Source organism: Pseudomonas sp. NA-150 (assembly GCF_044336365.1).
GTDB lineage: Bacteria > Pseudomonadota > Gammaproteobacteria > Pseudomonadales > Pseudomonadaceae > Aquipseudomonas.
The window spans coordinates 3,861,424-3,878,977 of sequence record NZ_CP172305.1 but is presented as its reverse complement, the minus strand read 5'-3'; the positions used below and the strand labels follow the sequence as shown (position 1 = coordinate 3,878,977).

Sequence of the window (17,554 nt, the reverse complement as noted above, 5' to 3'; positions counted from 1 at the left end):
CTTCTGGGTAAAGGCACGTTTTAGTGCCATCCGCAGCTCGTGATAGCATCCGCGCCTATGAAGTTTTCCGGTCGACTCACTCGCGGTTTTTTCCTGTTCGTTTCGGTTCAGATGGTCAGTTCTGCGCTGCTGGCACAGACCCAGCTGGACGTCAGAATCAAACCCGCCAATGCAGAACTCAAAGCCAACGTCGAAGGGTATGTGGGCAATCTCGGCGAGCGCGATCTCGAGGCGCTGCGCCGCTTTAGCGTGGGCGTTGAAGAACAGGCGAGGAAAGCCGCTCAGGCGCTGGGCTATTACCAGGCGCAGATTGGCAGCGAAGTCATCCCCGGGAAGGACAAGGACCTGACGCTGGTGGTGAATATCGTGCCGGGCGAACCAGTGCATTTGCGCAACGTCACGGTGCGGGTCAACGGCCCGGCGGCTTCGATGAAGCGCTTCAAGGTTCCCGTCAGCGACGCGCTGAAACCCGGCGCGGTGCTCAATCACGGTCACTATGAAGACGCCAAGCACCTGATCGAAAATCAGGCGTCGCGCTTCGGCTTTTTCAGCGGGCATTTCACCCGTCAGCGCTTGAGCATCGATCCAAAGGCCGGCGTGGCGGACATCGAACTGATCTACGACAGCGGTCCGCGCTATAGCCTGGGCAAAGTCAGTTTCAGCGGCGACACGCCCTTTGATGACGATCTGTTGCAGCGCATGGTGCCCTTCAAGGGCAATACCCCATACGATTCGGCGTTGATTGCCGATCTAAATCAAGCCCTGCAATCCAGCGGTTATTTCGAAGGCGTGCGGGTTGATGCGGCGCCGACCTCGGCGGTCGATCAGGTGATTCCGGTGGCGGTGCAGTTGCAAACCCGCAAGCCACGCACGGTAGGCCTGGGCATTGGTTTTTCCACCGACGTCGGCGTTCGCGGCAAGGCCAATTGGGAGCGGCATTGGGTCAACTCCCATGGCGACAGCTACGGGGCTGAAATGGAACTGTCACAGCCCAAGCAGAACATCGGTTTGTGGTATGACGTACCGCTGGACCCGCCGCTGACCGACAAATTTCGCTTTGCCGGCGGTTATCAATATGAAGAGATTGCTGACAGCGACAGCTTGAGCAAACTGCTGACGGTGGGCCCTGAATGGCACAGCAAACTGCCGAGCGGCTGGGAGCGGGTGATTTCCTTGAAATTCCAGCGTGAGGAATACCGGCTGGGTGATGACTCCGGGTTGAGCACGTTGCTGATGCCCGGGATCAGCTACTCCTACTTGCGCAGCGATAACAAGATCGACCCGCGCAATGGCTATCGTTTGCAGTTCGACACCGAAGTCGCCAAGGAAGGGCTGGTGTCCGACAGCAACCTGATCCACGCCAATGTGTTGCTCAAAGGTCTGACCACCGTCTGGGATAATCATCGTCTGCTCGGGCGGGTTCAATTCGGCGGCAGCGCCACCAACGGATTCAGCTCGATACCGCCATCGCTGCGTTACTTCGCCGGTGGCGACCAAAGCGTGCGGGGTTATGACTATCAAACCCTGTCGCCGAAGAACTCCGAGGGTGACCGGATCGGTGGCCGCTACATGGCCACCGGCAGTCTCGAATATCAGTACTCGATTGCCGAAAAATGGCGTATCGCGACCTTCATCGATCAGGGCAATTCGTTTAACACGCTGCAACTGCCAAGTTTGAAAACCGGGGTTGGTTTCGGTGTGCGCTGGGTGTCGCCGGTGGGGCCGATCCGCCTTGACCTGGCCCATGCGCTGGATGATCCAGGAGGCATTCGTTTGCACTTTTCAATGGGGCCAGAGCTGTGAAGCGGGCGGCGAAAATCACCAGCCTGAGCCTGGTGGCGCTACTGGTGCTGTTGCTGCTGGTGCCAATCGTCGGTTCGAGCCTGGTACTCGGCACTCAGGCAGGCAGCCGTTGGGTGTTGAGTCTGGTACCGGGCTTGCAGGTACAGAATTTCGAAGGGCGTCTGGGCGGTGAATGGCGCGCCGATCACCTGCTCTGGCAACAAGGCGACGACCGCGTCGAAGTGGACGCCCCGCTGTGGGGTTGGTCACCGTCGTGCCTGATGCAAATGACCCTGTGCATCGATCAACTGCACGCTGAGCGGGTCAGCCTGCAGTTCCCGCCGGATAACGAGCAGAGCAGCGGGCCAGTGAAGCTACCGGAGCTCAAACTGCCACTGGGGATTCACTTGGGCGACGTGAATGTCGGCAGTGTCGTATTCAACGGCAGCGAGGTGGCGCGGGATGCGCAACTGGAGGCCAAATGGACGGTGCGCGGCATGCAGATCAGCGCACTGCATGTGCAAAGTGGCGATCTGGTGGTGGACCTTTCGGGGCTGTTGCAACCCACGGGCGACTGGCCGCTGAGCGCACAAGGCCAACTCAAATTGCCCGCACCGGGCAATGCACCGTGGAGCCTGGCGCTGGATATTCAGGGTGATCTGCTCAAGACCCTGCGGCTAAAGGCCGACAGCAGTGGTTACCTGCAAGGCCAGTTGCTCGGGCAACTGCAACCGTTGGCGGAGAACTTGCCAGCGCAGGTGAACATCACCACGGACAGCTTCAAGGCCAGCGCCGATCTGCCGGACACTCTGCAACTCAATCAAGTGCAACTGAGCGCTCAAGGCGACTTGAAGGCGGGTTATCAGATCGTGGGTAACGCCACGCTGCCCGCGGAAAAGGGGCCGATCGCCTTGGCATTGCAAGGTCGGGTCGACGCCGGCGGCGCCGACATCGCGGCCCTTGACCTGACGGCCAGCGCAGAGCAAACGCTGAAGCTCAGCGGCAAACTGGATTGGCAAAAAGGCTTTAGCGCCGACGCGAAAATCAACTGGCTGAATTTCCCCTGGCACCGACTGTATCCGGCGATCGAAGAGCCGCAAGTCACTGCGCGCACCTTTCAGGGCGAGGTTTCTTACAGCGACGGCAAGTACCTGGGTAATTTCAGCGCAGACCTCGACGGTCCTGCTGGCGCCTTCAGCCTGAGCAGCCCGTTCAGCGGCGACCTCAAGCAGGTGTTTCTGCCGCAGCTGGAGGTGGCAGCCGGGCAGGGCAAGGCCAGCGGTCATCTGAACCTGCAATTCGCCGACGGGATCGGCTGGGACACCGCGCTGGAACTGAGTGCGATCAACCCGGCGTATTGGCTGGCGGAGCTGCCGGGCAATCTCGGTGGCACGCTGCGCAGCAAGGGCGCGTTCAAAAACGAGCGCTTGAGTCTGAATGCCGACCTCGATCTCAAAGGACGCTTGCGTGGGCAGCCGGCAGTACTGCAAACCAAAGCCGACGGGGCTGGCGATAAATGGACCGTCAGCGCGCTGGACATTCACCTCGGTGACAACCGGATTCAAGGCAGCGGCAGCCTGCAACAACGCCTGCTGGGGCAACTCGATATCAACTTGCCGCGTCTCGCTCAGTTGTGGCCAACCCTGCAAGGCCAACTCAAGGGGCGCGTGGACCTGGCAGGCACCCTGCAAGCACCACAAGGCCAACTGGCGTTGCAGGGCGGGCAGTTGTCGATGGCCGACAATCGCCTGCAAAGCCTGACGGTGGCGGCGAAGCTGGACAGCAGCCAACGCGCGGTAGTCGATGTTAAAAGCAACGGTATTCAGGTTGGCACCACAGCATTGGGCACGCTGAATCTCAACGGCCAGGGCGATATCAAACGCCAGGCGTTGACCCTCGACCTGCAAGGTCCGTTGTTGAAGCTGGCGCTGGGCGTCGATGGCAATCTCGACAAAGGCAACTGGCGCGGCCGGCTGGCCAGCGGCGATATCCAGACCGGCGGCCAGGACTGGCGCTTGCAACAGCCAGCGAAGCTGGAGCGGCTGGCGGATGGCAAAATCAACTTCGGCGCCCATTGCTGGCTGTCCGGTCAGGCCAGTTTGTGTGGCGAGGATCAACGGCTGATGCCGGATCCACGCTTGCGTTATCACCTCAAACAATTTCCGCTCGAAAGTCTGGCCCAGTGGTTCCCCGGCGACTTCGGCTGGAAGGGCTCGCTCAACGCCGACGTGCAGCTTGACCTACCAGCGTCCGGTCCAACCGGGCAGGTCACGGTGGATGCCAGCGGCGGTACGCTGCGGATTCTTGAAAAAAACCAGTGGCTGGATTTCCCTTATGAAGGCCTCAAACTCACCAGCAACTTGAGCCCGAAGCGCATTGATTCACGTCTGGACTTTCAGGGCGGAAAACTCGGCACCTTGACGGTGACGGCGCAAATCAATCCCGTGGCAAAAAACAAGCCGCTGAGCGGGGCGTTCAACCTCAGCGGGGTGGATATTTCCATCGCCCGGCCCTTCATTCCCTTGGTGGAAAAACTCAATGGGCGTTTGAATGGCAGCGGGCAATTGTCCGGTGGTTTACTGGCACCGCAGGTTACCGGCAGCGTGGTGCTCAGTGATGGCGAAGCGTCGGGGCCGGAAATGCCGATCAGCCTGCGTGATCTGAAAGTCCAGGCGCTGATCGCCGGTGACAGCGTCCGTCTGGACGGTAGTTGGCGCAGCGGTACAGCCGGGCAGGGGACCTTGAACGGGCAGATCGCCTGGGCCCAGGCGCTGGCGGTCGATCTCAACCTCAACGGCTCGCAACTGCCGGTGACGGTTGCACCGTACGCTGTGCTGGACGTGGCGCCAGACCTGAAGATCGCCATGAAGGGCGACAAGCTGGCGATTTCCGGGAAGGTGTTGATTCCCAAGGGAGCGATCACCATTCGCGAACTGCCGCCGTCGACGGTCAAGCTGTCAAACGATGCGGTAATCGTCGGCGCTCAGGCGCAAGACACTCCGCCGCCGCTGGTAATGGCCATGGACATTGACGTGGTGGTCGGTCCGGAAGCGTCCAGCAACGATAAACTCAGCTTTGCCGGCTTTGGCCTGACAGCGAACCTGGCCGGGCACGTTCACATCGGCGACAACCTGGATACCCGTGGTGAGCTTAACCTCAACGACGGGCGTTACCAGGCTTACGGACAACGCCTGACCATCCGCAAGGCACGGCTGTTGTTTGCCGGGCCGATCGCTCAGCCTTACCTCGATATCGAAGCGATTCGTCAGGTGGACGACGTGGTTGCCGGGATTCGCCTGACCGGTAACGCCGAACAACCGACCACGGTGGTGTTTTCCGAACCGGCGATGAGTCAGGAACAGGCGCTGTCCTACCTGGTGCTGGGGCGTGCGCCGACGACCACCGGCGAAGACAGCAATGTCATGGCGCAGGCGGCATTGGCCTTGGGGCTGGCGGGGAGTTCGTCGGTCACCGGGACGCTGGCCAAAGACCTTGGGATAGAGGATTTCCAGTTGGATACCGCCGGCAGCGGCGCGACCACCAGTGTGGTCGCCAGCGGCAAAATTACCGATAAATTGAGCCTGCGTTACGGGGTCGGGGTGTTCGACCCAGCCAACACCATTGCCTTGCGCTACAAGTTGAGCCAGAAAGTGTACCTGGAAGTGGCCAGCGGCATCGCCAGCTCGCTGGATATCTTCTATAAGCGCGATTTCTGACCGGTTTTAAACGTACCTGATGTACCGCATCAAGCCATTCGCCAACAAGCTGGCTCCCACATAATCGGGCCAAACTCAGTTACTGAGTCAGGCACAAACCCTAATGTGGGACCCAACTTGGCGAAAGCGGCCAGACAGGCGCTAGAGAGTTCTTAAGCTCAAGAGAGTCTCACAACCGCGCAAGGTTTACTGATTCACCAACTTCAACGACGCCTCACCATAACGCTGCCCGGCAATCGCTTCGACCGGAAACAAATCCTTCAGCGCCTGCAGTTCACCTGTGCTCAATTTGATCTCCAGCGCCGCGACATTTTCTTCCAGGTATTTGCGTTGCTTGGTCCCTGGAATCGGCACGATGTCGTTGCCTTGCGCCAACACCCAGGCCAACGCCAGCTGCCCGGCACTGACGCCTTTTTCCGCAGCCATTCGCTGCACTTTCTCGACCAACAACAGATTCTTGGCAAAGTTTTCGCCCTGGAAACGCGGACTGATGCGGCGGTAGTCGTCGGCGGCGAAGTCGTCCGGGCTTTTGAGGGTGCCAGTGAGGAATCCGCGACCCAGCGGGCTGTAAGGCACGAAGGCGATGCCCAGACGACGGCAGGCCTCTAGGGTGCCGTTTTCTTCCGGGTCGCGGCTCCACAGGGAGTATTCGGTTTGTAGCGCGCTGATCGGATGCACTTTGTGCGCCCGCTCCAGGGTGCTGGCCGAAGCTTCGCTCAAGCCGAGGTAACGCACCTTGCCGGCCTTGACCAATTCGGCCATGGCACCTACGGATTCCTCAACCTGAATCTGCGGGTCGATGCGGTGTTGGTAATACAAGTCCAGGGTCTCGACGCCCAGCCGTTTCAGCGTGCCATCGATGGCGCTGCGAATGTATTCAGGGCTGCCGTTGATGCCACGGGCAGTGGGGTCGTTCGGGTCGCGGACGAAGCCGAATTTACTGGCGAGAAACACCTGATCGCGTTTGCCACGCAGCGCTTTGCCAATCAGTTCTTCATTGGTGAACGGGCCGTACATGTCAGCGGTGTCCAACAGGTTGATCCCCAGTTCCAGCGCACGGTGCAAGGTGGCGATGGCTTCTTGGGTGTCGGTGCCGTTGGGCGAGGGGTAGAAATCGGTCATGCCCATGCAGCCAAGACCAATGGCGGACACCAGTGGGCCGTTTGTTCCGAGTTGACGAGTGTGCATTGCCCAGCTCCTGCTGTTTGAAAGAGGGACCCATTGTTGCGCTCGACAGTCGCGGGATAAACCGGCTAAAAGTGCTTTCACTGTTTAGAAATTCTAAATAGTCATCGTTCAATCCTTTGTCAGGTCAGCACCAATGGACCGATTCAACGCCATGCGCGTGTTCACCCGTATCGTCGAACTGGGCGGCTTCGCCAAAGCCGCCGACAGCCTGCATTTACCGAGGGCATCGGCGACGATTCTGATCAAGCAACTGGAAGCCCACCTGGGTGTGCAGTTGCTGCAACGCACCACCCGCCAAGTCACGCCAACCCCCGACGGTCAGGCCTATTACCAGCGCTGCGTCAGTCTGCTGGCGGATCTGGACGATACCGAAGCGGTGTTTTCCTCGGCGCGGGTCGAGCCGCGAGGTGTGTTGCGGATTGATATTCCGGTGGGTTTCGGCCGGGTGATCGTGATCCCGGCCTTGCCCGAGTTCAGCGCGCGTTACCCGCACATCGAGTTGGAAATCGGCATGAGTGACCGCTCGGTGCAGTTGATTCGCGAGGGCGTCGATTGCGTGGTGCGACTGTGGCCGTCACTGGATGAATCACTGGTTGCCCGGCCATTGTTAAAGATGCCGCAATTAACGTGCGCCAGCCGTGAGTACTTGCAGCGCTACGGTACGCCGAACACCCTGGAGGAACTGGAGGCGCATCGGGTCATCGAATACGTGTCCGCCAGCTCAGGCAAGCGTTACGGCCTGGAATTTCAGCGCGGCGATGAGGTCATAGAAATGGAGTTGCCCAGATCACTGTCCATCAACAGTGCCGACGGTTACCTCGCCGCCTGTGAAGCCGGGTATGGTCTGGTGCAGACCCCGTATTACCACGTCGTCGAACAACTGCGCAGTGGCAAACTGGTGGAAGTGCTGAGCGAATTTCGCCCGCCGCCCATGGCCCTGATGGCACTGTACCCGCCGCACCGGCAGATGTCGCGGCGCGTCAGGGTGTTTGTCGACTGGTTGGTGGAATTGTGTAACCGGAATATTCTGTTAGACAAAATAAGGCCCAGCCCATAGGTCCCTACGGACTTTCATGGTTAACTCTGCCTCTTCCAAAAACACATCAAAAAGGACTCAGCTCATGGCTACAGTGACTCGCAGAGGCGAACCCGTGCAAATCAACGGTGAACTGCCGAAAGTCGGCAGCGCTGCACCGGCTTTCAAACTGGTCGGTGGTGACCTGTCCGACGTGACCCTGGCGACCTTCGCCGGCAAACGCAAAGTGCTGAACATTTTCCCTAGCGTCGACACACCGACCTGCGCCACCTCCGTGCGCAAGTTCAACGCGCAGGCCGACAAGCTGAACAACGCCGTCGTGCTGTGCATTTCCGCTGACCTGCCGTTCGCCCAGGCCCGCTTCTGTGGCGCCGAAGGTCTGGAAAACGTGAAAAACCTGTCCACCATGCGTGGCAGCGAGTTCATGGAAAACTACGGCGTGGCCATTGCAGCCGGTCCTATGGTTGGCCTGACCACCCGTGCCGTCGTGGTACTGGACGAAAACGACAAAGTCTTGCACAGCGAACTGGTTGCCGAGATCGGTCAAGAACCGAACTACGAGGCGGCTTTGGCTGTTCTAAAGTAATACTTTGTAAAAGAATAACGGCCTGGCCTTGTCCGGGCCGTTTTCATTTGTGCTTCAGGAATTTATCGAAAGTAAGCGCTCAGTAAATTGCCGGTAAAGGCCCTTTGCTTCTCATCTAACAGTGCTTATTGTTCAGCCTTCCGAAGAAGCCCACGCGCACAATGGTTGATTTATTCATGCAATCGTCTGGTCCCCGTAGTTCCCGTCGCTGGCTGATTAGCCTGTTAGTCCTGTTGGTCATCATTGGCCTGTGCTGGAAGTTCTGGCCGTCTACCGGTTTCCACCGCGGCGCGGGTGAAAAGGGTGTGGCCGAAGCCGGTAAGCACCGGGGTGGCGGCAGCGGTGGCTTGGCCCGTGGCGGAGCGCCAAGACCGGGCTTCGGCGGCGCGGCCGGGCCGGTTCCGGTGCGTGTGGCACCAGCGACCGTGGGCGACTTCCCGATTATTTATAAAGCGCTGGGCACCGTGACGGCGCTCAATACGATCAACGTGCGCAGCCGTGTGGCCGGTGAGTTGGTCAAGGTCAACTTCCAGGAAGGGCAATTGGTCAAGGCCGGTGATTTGCTGGCTGAAATCGATCCGCGCAGTTATCAAGTGGCGCTGGACCAGGCCGAAGGTACGTTGCTCACCAATCAGGCGTTGCTGAAGAACGCGCAACTCGATCTTGAGCGTTATCGCAGCCTGTACGCCGAAGACAGTATCGCCAAGCAAACTCTGGATACCGCCGCTTCGCTGGTCAATCAATACATCGGCACGGTCAAGACCAACATGGGCGCTGTCGGCGACGCCAAACTCAATCTGGAATTCACCAAAATCCGCGCGCCGATTGCCGGGCGGGTCGGCTTGCGCCAGCTCGACGTTGGCAACCTGGTGGCGGCGAACGACACCACGGCGTTGGTGATCATCACCCAGACCAAACCGATCAATGTGGTGTTCACCCTGCCGGAAAAAGACCTGTCGGCGGTCATCACACGTTTCCACAGTGGCGACAAGCTGCCCGTGGAAGCCTGGGACCGTGGCGATGTGAAGCTGCAAACCAACGGCGTGTTGGCCAGTCTGGATAACCAGATCGACGTCACCACCGGCACCTTGAAGTTCAAGGCGCGCTTCGAGAATCAGGACGAAGTGCTGTTCCCCAACCAGTTCGTCAACGTGCACCTGCGTGCCGACATGTTGAAAAGTGCGGTGCTGGTGCCGTCGGCAGCGGTGCAGTTCGGGACCAATGGCACGTTTGCCTACGTGATGGATGGCGACGATAAGGTCAAGGTTCGTCAATTGCAGACCGGGCCCAGCGACGAAACCTCCACGGTCATCACCAGCGGCATGGCCCAGGGTGAGCGTGTGGTGCTTGAAGGCACCGACCGTCTGCGCGAGGGCAGTGAGGTCGAGGTGGTCAACGACGACAAGAACGCGCCGGCCACGGCAGACAAAGACGTGCACGACAAACATACGAAGAAAGCCGACGGTTCGGGCACGACCGACAAGGCGGATAAAGGTCGCGTATGAACATCTCTCGGCTGTTCATCCTGCGTCCGGTCGCCACCACGCTGAGCATGTTGGCCATCGTCCTGTCCGGTCTGATTGCCTACACCCTGTTGCCGGTTTCCGCCTTGCCTCAGGTGGATTACCCGACCATCCGCGTGTTGACGCTGTACCCAGGTGCCAGTCCGGAAGTCATGACCAGTGCGGTGACCGCGCCGCTTGAGCGGCAGTTCGGGCAGATGCCGGGCTTGACGCAAATGGCTTCCACCAGTTCCGGTGGCGCGTCAGTGATCACCCTGCGCTTCGGCCTCGACCTGAACATGGACGTCGCCGAACAGGAAGTGCAGGCCGCGATCAATGGCGCGACCAACCTGCTGCCCACCGATTTGCCTGCGCCGCCGGTGTACAACAAGGTCAACCCGGCGGATACCCCGGTGCTGACCCTGGCCATCACCTCGAAAACCATGCTGCTGCCGAAACTCAATGATCTGGTCGATACGCGCATGGCGCAGAAGATCTCGCAGATCAGCGGCGTCGGGCTGGTGAGTATTGCCGGTGGCCAGCGTCAGGCGGTGCGGATCAAGGTCCACCCCGAAGCACTGGCCGCCAACGGCCTGAACCTGGCGGACGTGCGCACGCTGATTGGCGCGTCCAACGTCAACCAGCCCAAAGGCAACTTCGACGGTCCGACGCGGGTGTCGATGCTGGATGCCAACGACCAGTTGAAGTCACCGCAGGAATACGCCGACCTGATTCTGGCGTACAAAAACGGTGCACCGCTGCGCCTGAAAGACGTGGCCGAGATCGTCGACGGCGCCGAGAATGAGCGTCTGGCAGCCTGGGCCAATCAAAATCAGGCGGTGTTGCTGAACATCCAGCGTCAGCCCGGCGCCAACGTGATTGAGGTGGTCGACCGGATCAAGGCCCTGTTGCCGAGCATTACCGATAACCTGCCGGCCGGGCTGGACGTCGCGGTACTGACTGACCGTACCCAGACCATTCGCGCCTCGGTCACCGATGTGCAGCACGAGCTGTTGATCGCCATCGTGCTGGTGGTGTTGGTGACGTTCCTGTTCCTGCGTCGCTTCAGCGCCACCATCATTCCCTCAGTGGCCGTGCCGTTGTCGCTGGTGGGCACTTTTGGCGTTATGTACCTCGCCGGCTTCTCGGTGAATAACCTGACCTTGATGGCCATGACCATCGCCACCGGCTTCGTGGTGGACGACGCTATCGTGATGCTGGAGAACATCTCCCGCCATTTGGAGGAGGGTGACACGCCATTGCAGGCCGCGCTCAAGGGCGCTCGGCAGATTGGCTTCACCCTGGTGTCGCTGACCGTTTCGTTGATCGCGGTGCTGATTCCGCTGTTGTTCATGGCCGACGTCGTCGGTCGGTTGTTCCGCGAGTTCGCCATCACCCTGGCGGTGGCAATCCTGATTTCTCTGGTGGTTTCGCTGACCCTGACGCCGATGATGTGCGCGCGGCTGCTCAAGCGTGAACCCAAGGCGGAAGAGCAAGGCCGTTTCTACCGCGCCAGTGGCGCCTGGATCGACTGGTTGATCGTCGGATACGGACGTCGGTTGCGCTGGGTACTCAAGCATCAGCCGCTGACGCTGATGGTGGCCATCGCCACGCTGGGCCTGACCGTATTCCTGTACATGATCGTGCCCAAGGGCTTTTTCCCCGTGCAGGACACCGGGGTGATTCAGGGTATTTCCGAAGCGCCGCAGTCGGTGTCCTTCGCCGCCATGAGCACGCGCCAGCAGGCATTGGCCAAAATCGTGCTGCAGGATCCGGCGGTAGAAAGCCTGTCGTCCTACATCGGTGTCGATGGCGATAATGCCACGCTCAACAGCGGGCGCATGCTGATCAACCTCAAGCCGCACAACCAGCGCGACCTGACTGCCACGCAAATCATTCAACGGCTGCAACCGCAGCTGGATCAACTGTCGGACATCCGCCTGTTCCTGCAGCCGGTGCAGGACCTCACCGTTGAGGACCGTGTCAGCCGCACCCAGTACCAATTCAGCATGTCCTCGCCGGACGCCGCGCTGTTGGCGCTGTGGAGCGGCAAGCTGGTCGACGCGCTGAAGCAGCGTGCAGAATTGACCGACGTCGCCAGCGATCTGCAAGACAAGGGATTGCAAGTCTATCTGGACATCGACCGTGATGCGGCGAGCCGCCTGGGCGTGAGCATGTCCAACGTCACAGACGCCTTGTATGACGCGTTCGGCCAGCGGCAGATTTCCACCATCTACACCCAGGCCAGCCAATACCGCGTGGTGTTGCAAGCGGTGGCAAATAGCGAGCTCGGGCCCAAGGCGCTGGAGCAGATCCACGTCAAGACCACCGCCGGAACCCAAGTCAAGCTGTCGAGTCTGGCGCGGGTCGAGCAGCGGGATGCGCAATTGGCCATCGCTCACATCGGCCAGTTCCCGGCGGTGATGATGTCGTTCAACCTGGCGCCGGGGGTGGCGCTGGGCAAAGCGGTGGAGGTCATTAATCAGGTGCAGAAAGACATCGGCATGCCGATCGGCGTGCAGTCGCAATTCCAGGGCGCGGCCCAGGCATTCGAGGCATCGTTGTCGAGCACCTTGCTGCTGATTCTGGCGGCCGTGGTGACCATGTACATCGTGCTGGGGGTGCTGTACGAAAGTTACATCCACCCGATCACCATTCTCTCGACCTTGCCGTCGGCGGCGGTGGGCGCGTTGCTGGCGCTGCTGCTCAGCGGCAATGATCTGGGGATGATCGCGATCATCGGCATCATCCTGTTGATCGGCATCGTCAAGAAGAACGCGATCATGATGATCGACTTCGCCCTGGACGCCGAGCGTAACCGTGGCATCGACCCGGAAACCGCGATCTACGAGGCCGCGCTGCTGCGCTTTCGACCGATTCTGATGACCACTCTGGCGGCGTTGTTCGGCGCCGTGCCATTGATGCTGGCCACCGGCTCGGGCGCTGAGTTGCGTCAGCCGCTGGGTCTGGTGATGGTCGGCGGGCTGATGCTCAGTCAGGTCCTGACCCTGTTCACCACCCCGGTGATTTACCTGTATTTCGACCGCCTTGGGCGGCGTTGGGGACCGAAACCGGCAGCGGCGCTGGAGCAGGCTGAGGTATGAACCTGTCCGGACCCTTCATCCGCCGGCCGGTAGCGACCATGCTGCTGAGTCTGGCAATCATTTTGCTGGGCTGGGTCAGCTTTAATTTGCTGCCGGTGTCGCCGCTGCCGAACATGGACTTCCCGGTGATCGTGGTCTCGGCCAGCCTGCCGGGCGCCAGCCCTGAGGTCATGGCCTCCAGTGTGGCCACACCGCTGGAACGCTCGCTGGGGACCATCGCCGGGGTCAACACCATGAGCAGTCGCTCCAGCCAGGGCTCGACCCGGATCATCCTGCAGTTCGACCTGGATCGCGACATCAACGGCGCCGCGCGGGAAGTCCAGGCGGCGATCAACGCCTCGCGGGACCTGCTGCCCAGCGGTATGCGCAGCATGCCGACCTACAAGAAGGTCAACCCGTCCCAGGCGCCGGTGATGGTCTTGTCGCTGACCTCGGACGTACTGGAAAAAGGTCAGCTGTACGACCTGGCCTCGACCATCCTCGCGCAAAGCCTGTCGCAGGTGAGCGGCGTCGGTGAAGTGCAGATTGGCGGTAGCTCGCTGCCGGCGGTGCGGATCGAGTTGCAGCCGCAATTGCTCGAGCAATACGGTGTGGCGCTGGATGACGTGCGCACCACGATTGCCGCCGCCAACGTGCGCAAACCCAAGGGTTCGCTGGAAGATGCCGAGCACAACTGGCAGATCCAGGCCAACGATCAGTTGCAGAAAGCCAAGGATTACGGCCCGCTGATCATTCGCTATCAAAACGGCGCGGCGCTGCGCCTGAGCCACGTGGCGAAAGTCAGCGACGCCGTGGAAGACCGTTACAACGCCGGCTTCTTCAACGACGACAAGGCCGTGCTGTTGGTGATCAACCGTCAGGCCGGCGCCAACATCATCGAGACCGTGGCGCAGATCAAGGCGCAACTGCCGGCCTTGCAAGCGGTGCTGCCGGCCAGCGTCAAACTGAGCCTGGCGATGGACCGCTCGCCGGTGATCAAGGCCACCCTGCATGAAGCCGAGATGACCCTGATCATCGCCGTGGCGCTGGTGATCCTGGTGGTGTTCTTCTTCCTCGGCAACTTCCGTGCGTCATTGATTCCGACCCTGGCGGTGCCGGTGTCGCTGGTGGGCACCTTCGCCGTCATGTACCTCTGGGGCTTCTCGCTGAACAACCTGTCGCTGATGGCGCTGATTCTCGCTACCGGCCTGGTGGTGGACGACGCCATCGTGGTGCTGGAGAACATCTCCCGGCACATCGACAAGGGCGTGCCACCGATGAAGGCGGCGTACCTGGGGGCTCAGGAAGTGGGTTTCACCCTGTTGTCGATGAACGTGTCGCTGGTGGCAGTGTTCCTCTCGATCCTGTTCATGGGCGGTATCATTTCCAGCCTGTTTCGTGAGTTTTCCATCACCCTCGCGGCGTCGATCGTGGTCTCGCTGGTGGTCTCGCTGACCTTGACCCCGATGCTCTGCGCGCGTTGGCTCAAGCCTCATGATCCGGCGAAGGAAAGCGCCTTGCAGCGTTGGAGCCGCACGCTCAACGATCGCATGGTCGCCGGCTATGACCGCAGCCTGGGCTTTATCCTGCGCCATCGCGGCCTGACCCTGTTGAGCCTGCTACTGACCATCGGCGTCAATATCGCGCTGTACGTGGTGGTGCCGAAAACCTTCATGCCGCAACAGGACACCGGGCAGTTGCTCGGTTTCGTTCGCGGCGACGACGGCCTGTCGTTCTCGGTCATGCAGCCGAAGATGGAAACCTTCCGCCGTGCAGTGCTGGCGGACCCTGCGGTGGACAGTGTCGCCGGCTTTATCGGTGGCTCCAACGGCACCAATAACGCCACCATCATCGTGCGCCTGAAACCGATCAGCGAGCGCAATCTGGCGGCCGATAAAGTCATCGAGCGCCTGCGCAAGAACATGCCGCAAGTCGCCGGCGCCCGGCTGTTCTTGATGGCCGACCAGGATTTGCAGTTTGGCGGTGGTCGCGAACAGACCACTTCGCAGTACCAGTACATTCTGGAAAGCGGCGACTTGGGCGCGTTGCGTCTGTGGTACCCGAAAGTACTCGAAGCGCTGAAAGCGTTGCCGGAATTGACGGCCATCGACGGCCGTGAAGGGCGGGGCGCGCAGCAGGTCACGCTGCAGGTGGACCGCGACATGGCCAAACGTCTGGGCGTCGACATGAACATGGTGACGGCGGTGTTGAACAACGCCTACAGCCAGCGGCAGATCTCCACCATTTATGCGCCGCTCAACCAGTACGAAGTGGTGATGGAGGTGGATCCCAAGTACGCCCAGGACCCAGTGACGCTGAATCAGGTCCAGATCATCACCTCAACCGGGGCGCGGATTCCGCTGTCGAGCATTGCCCGCTATGACCGCAGCCTGCAGGACGACCGGGTGACCCATGACGGGCAATTTGCCTCCGAGACTATCTCATTCGACCTGGCCGACGGTTACACCCTCGAGCAGGCGACGGCAGCAGTGGAACACGCGGTGGCCAAGGTCGGTCTGCCTTCTGACGTCATCGCCAAAATGGCCGGTACTGCCGACGCATTTGCCGCAGCACAAAAGACGCAGCCGCTGATGATCCTTGGCGCGCTGGTGGTGGTGTATTTGGTGCTGGGCATCCTCTATGAGAGCTACATCCATCCGCTGACCATTCTCTCCACCTTGCCCTCTGCCGGGGTCGGGGCGTTGCTGACCATCTACCTGCTGGGCGGGCAATTCAGCCTGATTTCGCTGCTCGGTCTGTTCCTGTTGATCGGCGTGGTGAAGAAGAACGCGATTCTGATGATCGACCTTGCGCTGCAACTGGAGCGTGAGTTGGGCATGAGCCCGCTGGAGTCGATTCGCAGCGCCTGCCTGCAACGGCTACGGCCGATCCTGATGACCACCCTCGCAGCGATCCTCGGCGCATTGCCGTTGTTGCTGAGCAACGCCGAAGGGGCAGAGATGCGCCATCCGTTGGGCCAGACCATCATTGGCGGCCTGGTCTTCAGCCAGATCCTGACCCTTTACACCACTCCGGTGGTCTACCTCTATCTCGACGGCCTGCGTCACCGCTTCAATAAGTGGCGTGGCGTGCGCACCGATGCCGCTCTGGAAACTCCGTTATGACCGATCACCTGCACCTCAATCCCGTTTTTCGCCGCCCCGCGCGCTGGCTTGGCATGGGGCTTTGTGCTGTGTTGCTCAGTGCCTGCGCGGTGGGTCCCGATTACAAAAAGCCCGACGTCACCACCCCGGCGCAGTTCAAGCAAGCCGCCGGCTGGCGTCAGGCCGCGCCCAACGATGCGCTGGCGCGCGGCGCGTGGTGGGAGCTGTATGGCGATCCGCAGTTGAATGCGTTGGTCGAGACGCTCAACACTTCGAACCAGACTGTCGCCCAGTTCGAAGCGCAATATCGTCAGGCCCAGGCGTTGGTCAGCAGTGCACGGGGCGCGTTCTTCCCGACGGTGGGTCTGAGTGCCAGTAAAACTCGCTCCAGTCAGGGGACCGGCAGTAGCAGCTCGAGTTCGACCAACTTCAACGCCGGGATCCGCGATACGTTGAACACGCAATTGAATGTCAGTTGGGAAGCGGATATCTGGGGTAAATTGCGCCGTGGGCTGGAAGCCGACCAAGGTAGTGCGCAGGCCAGCTTTGCCGACCTGGCGAACATTCGCCTGAGCCAGCAATCGTTGTTGGTGCAGAACTACCTGCAATTGCGGGTGATCGACGAGCAGAAACGCTTGCTGGAAGCCACGGTCGAGGCCTATCAGCGCTCGTTGACTATGACCCAGAACCAGTACAAACACGGGGTCTCGGGCAAAGATGCCGTGGCCCAGGCACAGACTCAACTGAAAACCACGCAGGGCGACCTGATCGACTTGATCTGGCAGCGTGCACAGTTTGAAAACGCGATTGCCGTGCTGATGGGCAAGGCCCCGGCGGACTTCAATCTGGCGGCCACCACGACTATTCCTGCGTTGCCGCAGATCCCCGTGCAAGTGCCGTCGCAACTGTTGGAGCGACGTCCGGATATCGCGGCGGCAGAGCGTTCGGTGATGGCCGCCAACGCCAATATCGGCGTGGCCAAAGCCGCGTACTATCCGGACCTGACCCTGAGCATGAGCGGCGGTTACAGCAGTTCCACGTTCAGTAACTGGATCAGCCTGCCAAACCGCTTTTGGTCAGTGGGGCCACAATTGGCGACCACCCTGTTCGACGGTGGCCAGCGCTCGGCTGAAGTCGACCGCACAGAGGCGGTGTATGACCAGACTGTCGCGCAATACCGGCAGACCGTGCTCAACGGCTTTCAGGAGGTGGAAAACTTTCTGGTTCAGTTGAAAGTCTACGAAGACGAAGCGGTCGTTCGCGCCCAGGCACTGGACTCGGCCCGTGAGTCCCTGCGCTTGACCAACAACCAGTACAAGGCCGGGTTGATCGCCTACCTGGACGTCGTCACCACCCAGACCACGGCGCTGAGCAACGAACGAAGCGTGCTGACCTTGTTGCAGAGCCGGCTGGTGGCCAGTGTGCAATTGATCGCGGCCATGGGCGGTGGCTGGGATGCACAAACGGCGTTGAATGCACAGAACTAAGGGGGAGAAAATAAAACAGCTGTTTTAAGTTAATCCCCCTGAGACATTCTGTATAACTTGGGTACAATCT

At 60.4% G+C, this 17,554-nt stretch carries 9 protein-coding genes; 8 read left to right on the top strand and 1 reads right to left on the bottom strand.

Features of this window, described 5'->3' with window-relative positions; all coding sequences use genetic code 11:
- Positions 1–57: 57 nt before the first annotated feature.
- Positions 58–1,803 (top strand): autotransporter assembly complex family protein, encoded by a 1,746-nt coding sequence (locus ACF0H7_RS18370; protein ID WP_397448321.1) that lies wholly within the window; start codon positions 58–60, stop codon positions 1,801–1,803.
- Complete coding sequence (locus tag ACF0H7_RS18365; protein WP_397448320.1) at positions 1,800–5,498, top strand: translocation/assembly module TamB domain-containing protein; 3,699 nt, start codon at positions 1,800–1,802, stop codon at positions 5,496–5,498. Before ACF0H7_RS18370 ends, ACF0H7_RS18365 begins: the two co-directional genes overlap by 4 nt.
- Before the next feature lie 186 nt (positions 5,499–5,684).
- Here ACF0H7_RS18365 and ACF0H7_RS18360 read toward each other — a convergent pair whose 3' ends face one another.
- Positions 5,685–6,686, bottom strand: a complete 1,002-nt coding sequence (locus ACF0H7_RS18360) for an aldo/keto reductase (RefSeq protein WP_397448319.1) — start codon at positions 6,684–6,686, stop codon at positions 5,685–5,687.
- A gap of 133 nt (positions 6,687–6,819) precedes the next feature.
- On the opposite strand from ACF0H7_RS18360, the gene ACF0H7_RS18355 reads away from it, so the two are divergent.
- The 6 genes from ACF0H7_RS18355 to ACF0H7_RS18330 all read left to right on the top strand — a co-directional run bounded on the left by ACF0H7_RS18355 (position 6,820) and on the right by ACF0H7_RS18330 (position 17,484).
- Positions 6,820–7,743, top strand: coding sequence for a LysR family transcriptional regulator (locus ACF0H7_RS18355; RefSeq protein WP_397448318.1), 924 nt, complete (start codon positions 6,820–6,822; stop codon positions 7,741–7,743).
- A gap of 64 nt (positions 7,744–7,807) precedes the next feature.
- A complete protein-coding gene (tpx, locus tag ACF0H7_RS18350) occupies positions 7,808–8,308 on the top strand; it encodes a thiol peroxidase (protein ID WP_397448317.1) in 501 nt (166 codons plus the stop codon).
- Between the two features lie 161 nt (positions 8,309–8,469).
- The gene (locus ACF0H7_RS18345; protein ID WP_397448316.1) at positions 8,470–9,813 is read left to right on the top strand and encodes an MdtA/MuxA family multidrug efflux RND transporter periplasmic adaptor subunit; all 1,344 of its coding nucleotides are present in this window, start codon (positions 8,470–8,472) and stop codon (positions 9,811–9,813) included.
- Entirely contained in the window at positions 9,810–12,914 is a 3,105-nt protein-coding gene (locus tag ACF0H7_RS18340; RefSeq protein WP_397448315.1) for an MdtB/MuxB family multidrug efflux RND transporter permease subunit, read from the top strand. The genes ACF0H7_RS18345 and ACF0H7_RS18340 overlap by 4 nt, the downstream gene beginning before the upstream one ends.
- A complete protein-coding gene (locus ACF0H7_RS18335; RefSeq protein ID WP_397448314.1) occupies positions 12,911–16,018 on the top strand; it encodes an efflux RND transporter permease subunit in 3,108 nt (1,035 codons plus the stop codon). Before ACF0H7_RS18340 ends, ACF0H7_RS18335 begins: the two co-directional genes overlap by 4 nt.
- Complete coding sequence (locus ACF0H7_RS18330; protein WP_397448313.1) at positions 16,015–17,484, top strand: efflux transporter outer membrane subunit; 1,470 nt, start codon at positions 16,015–16,017, stop codon at positions 17,482–17,484. The genes ACF0H7_RS18335 and ACF0H7_RS18330 overlap by 4 nt, the downstream gene beginning before the upstream one ends.
- The last annotated feature ends 70 nt before the right edge of the window (positions 17,485–17,554 follow it).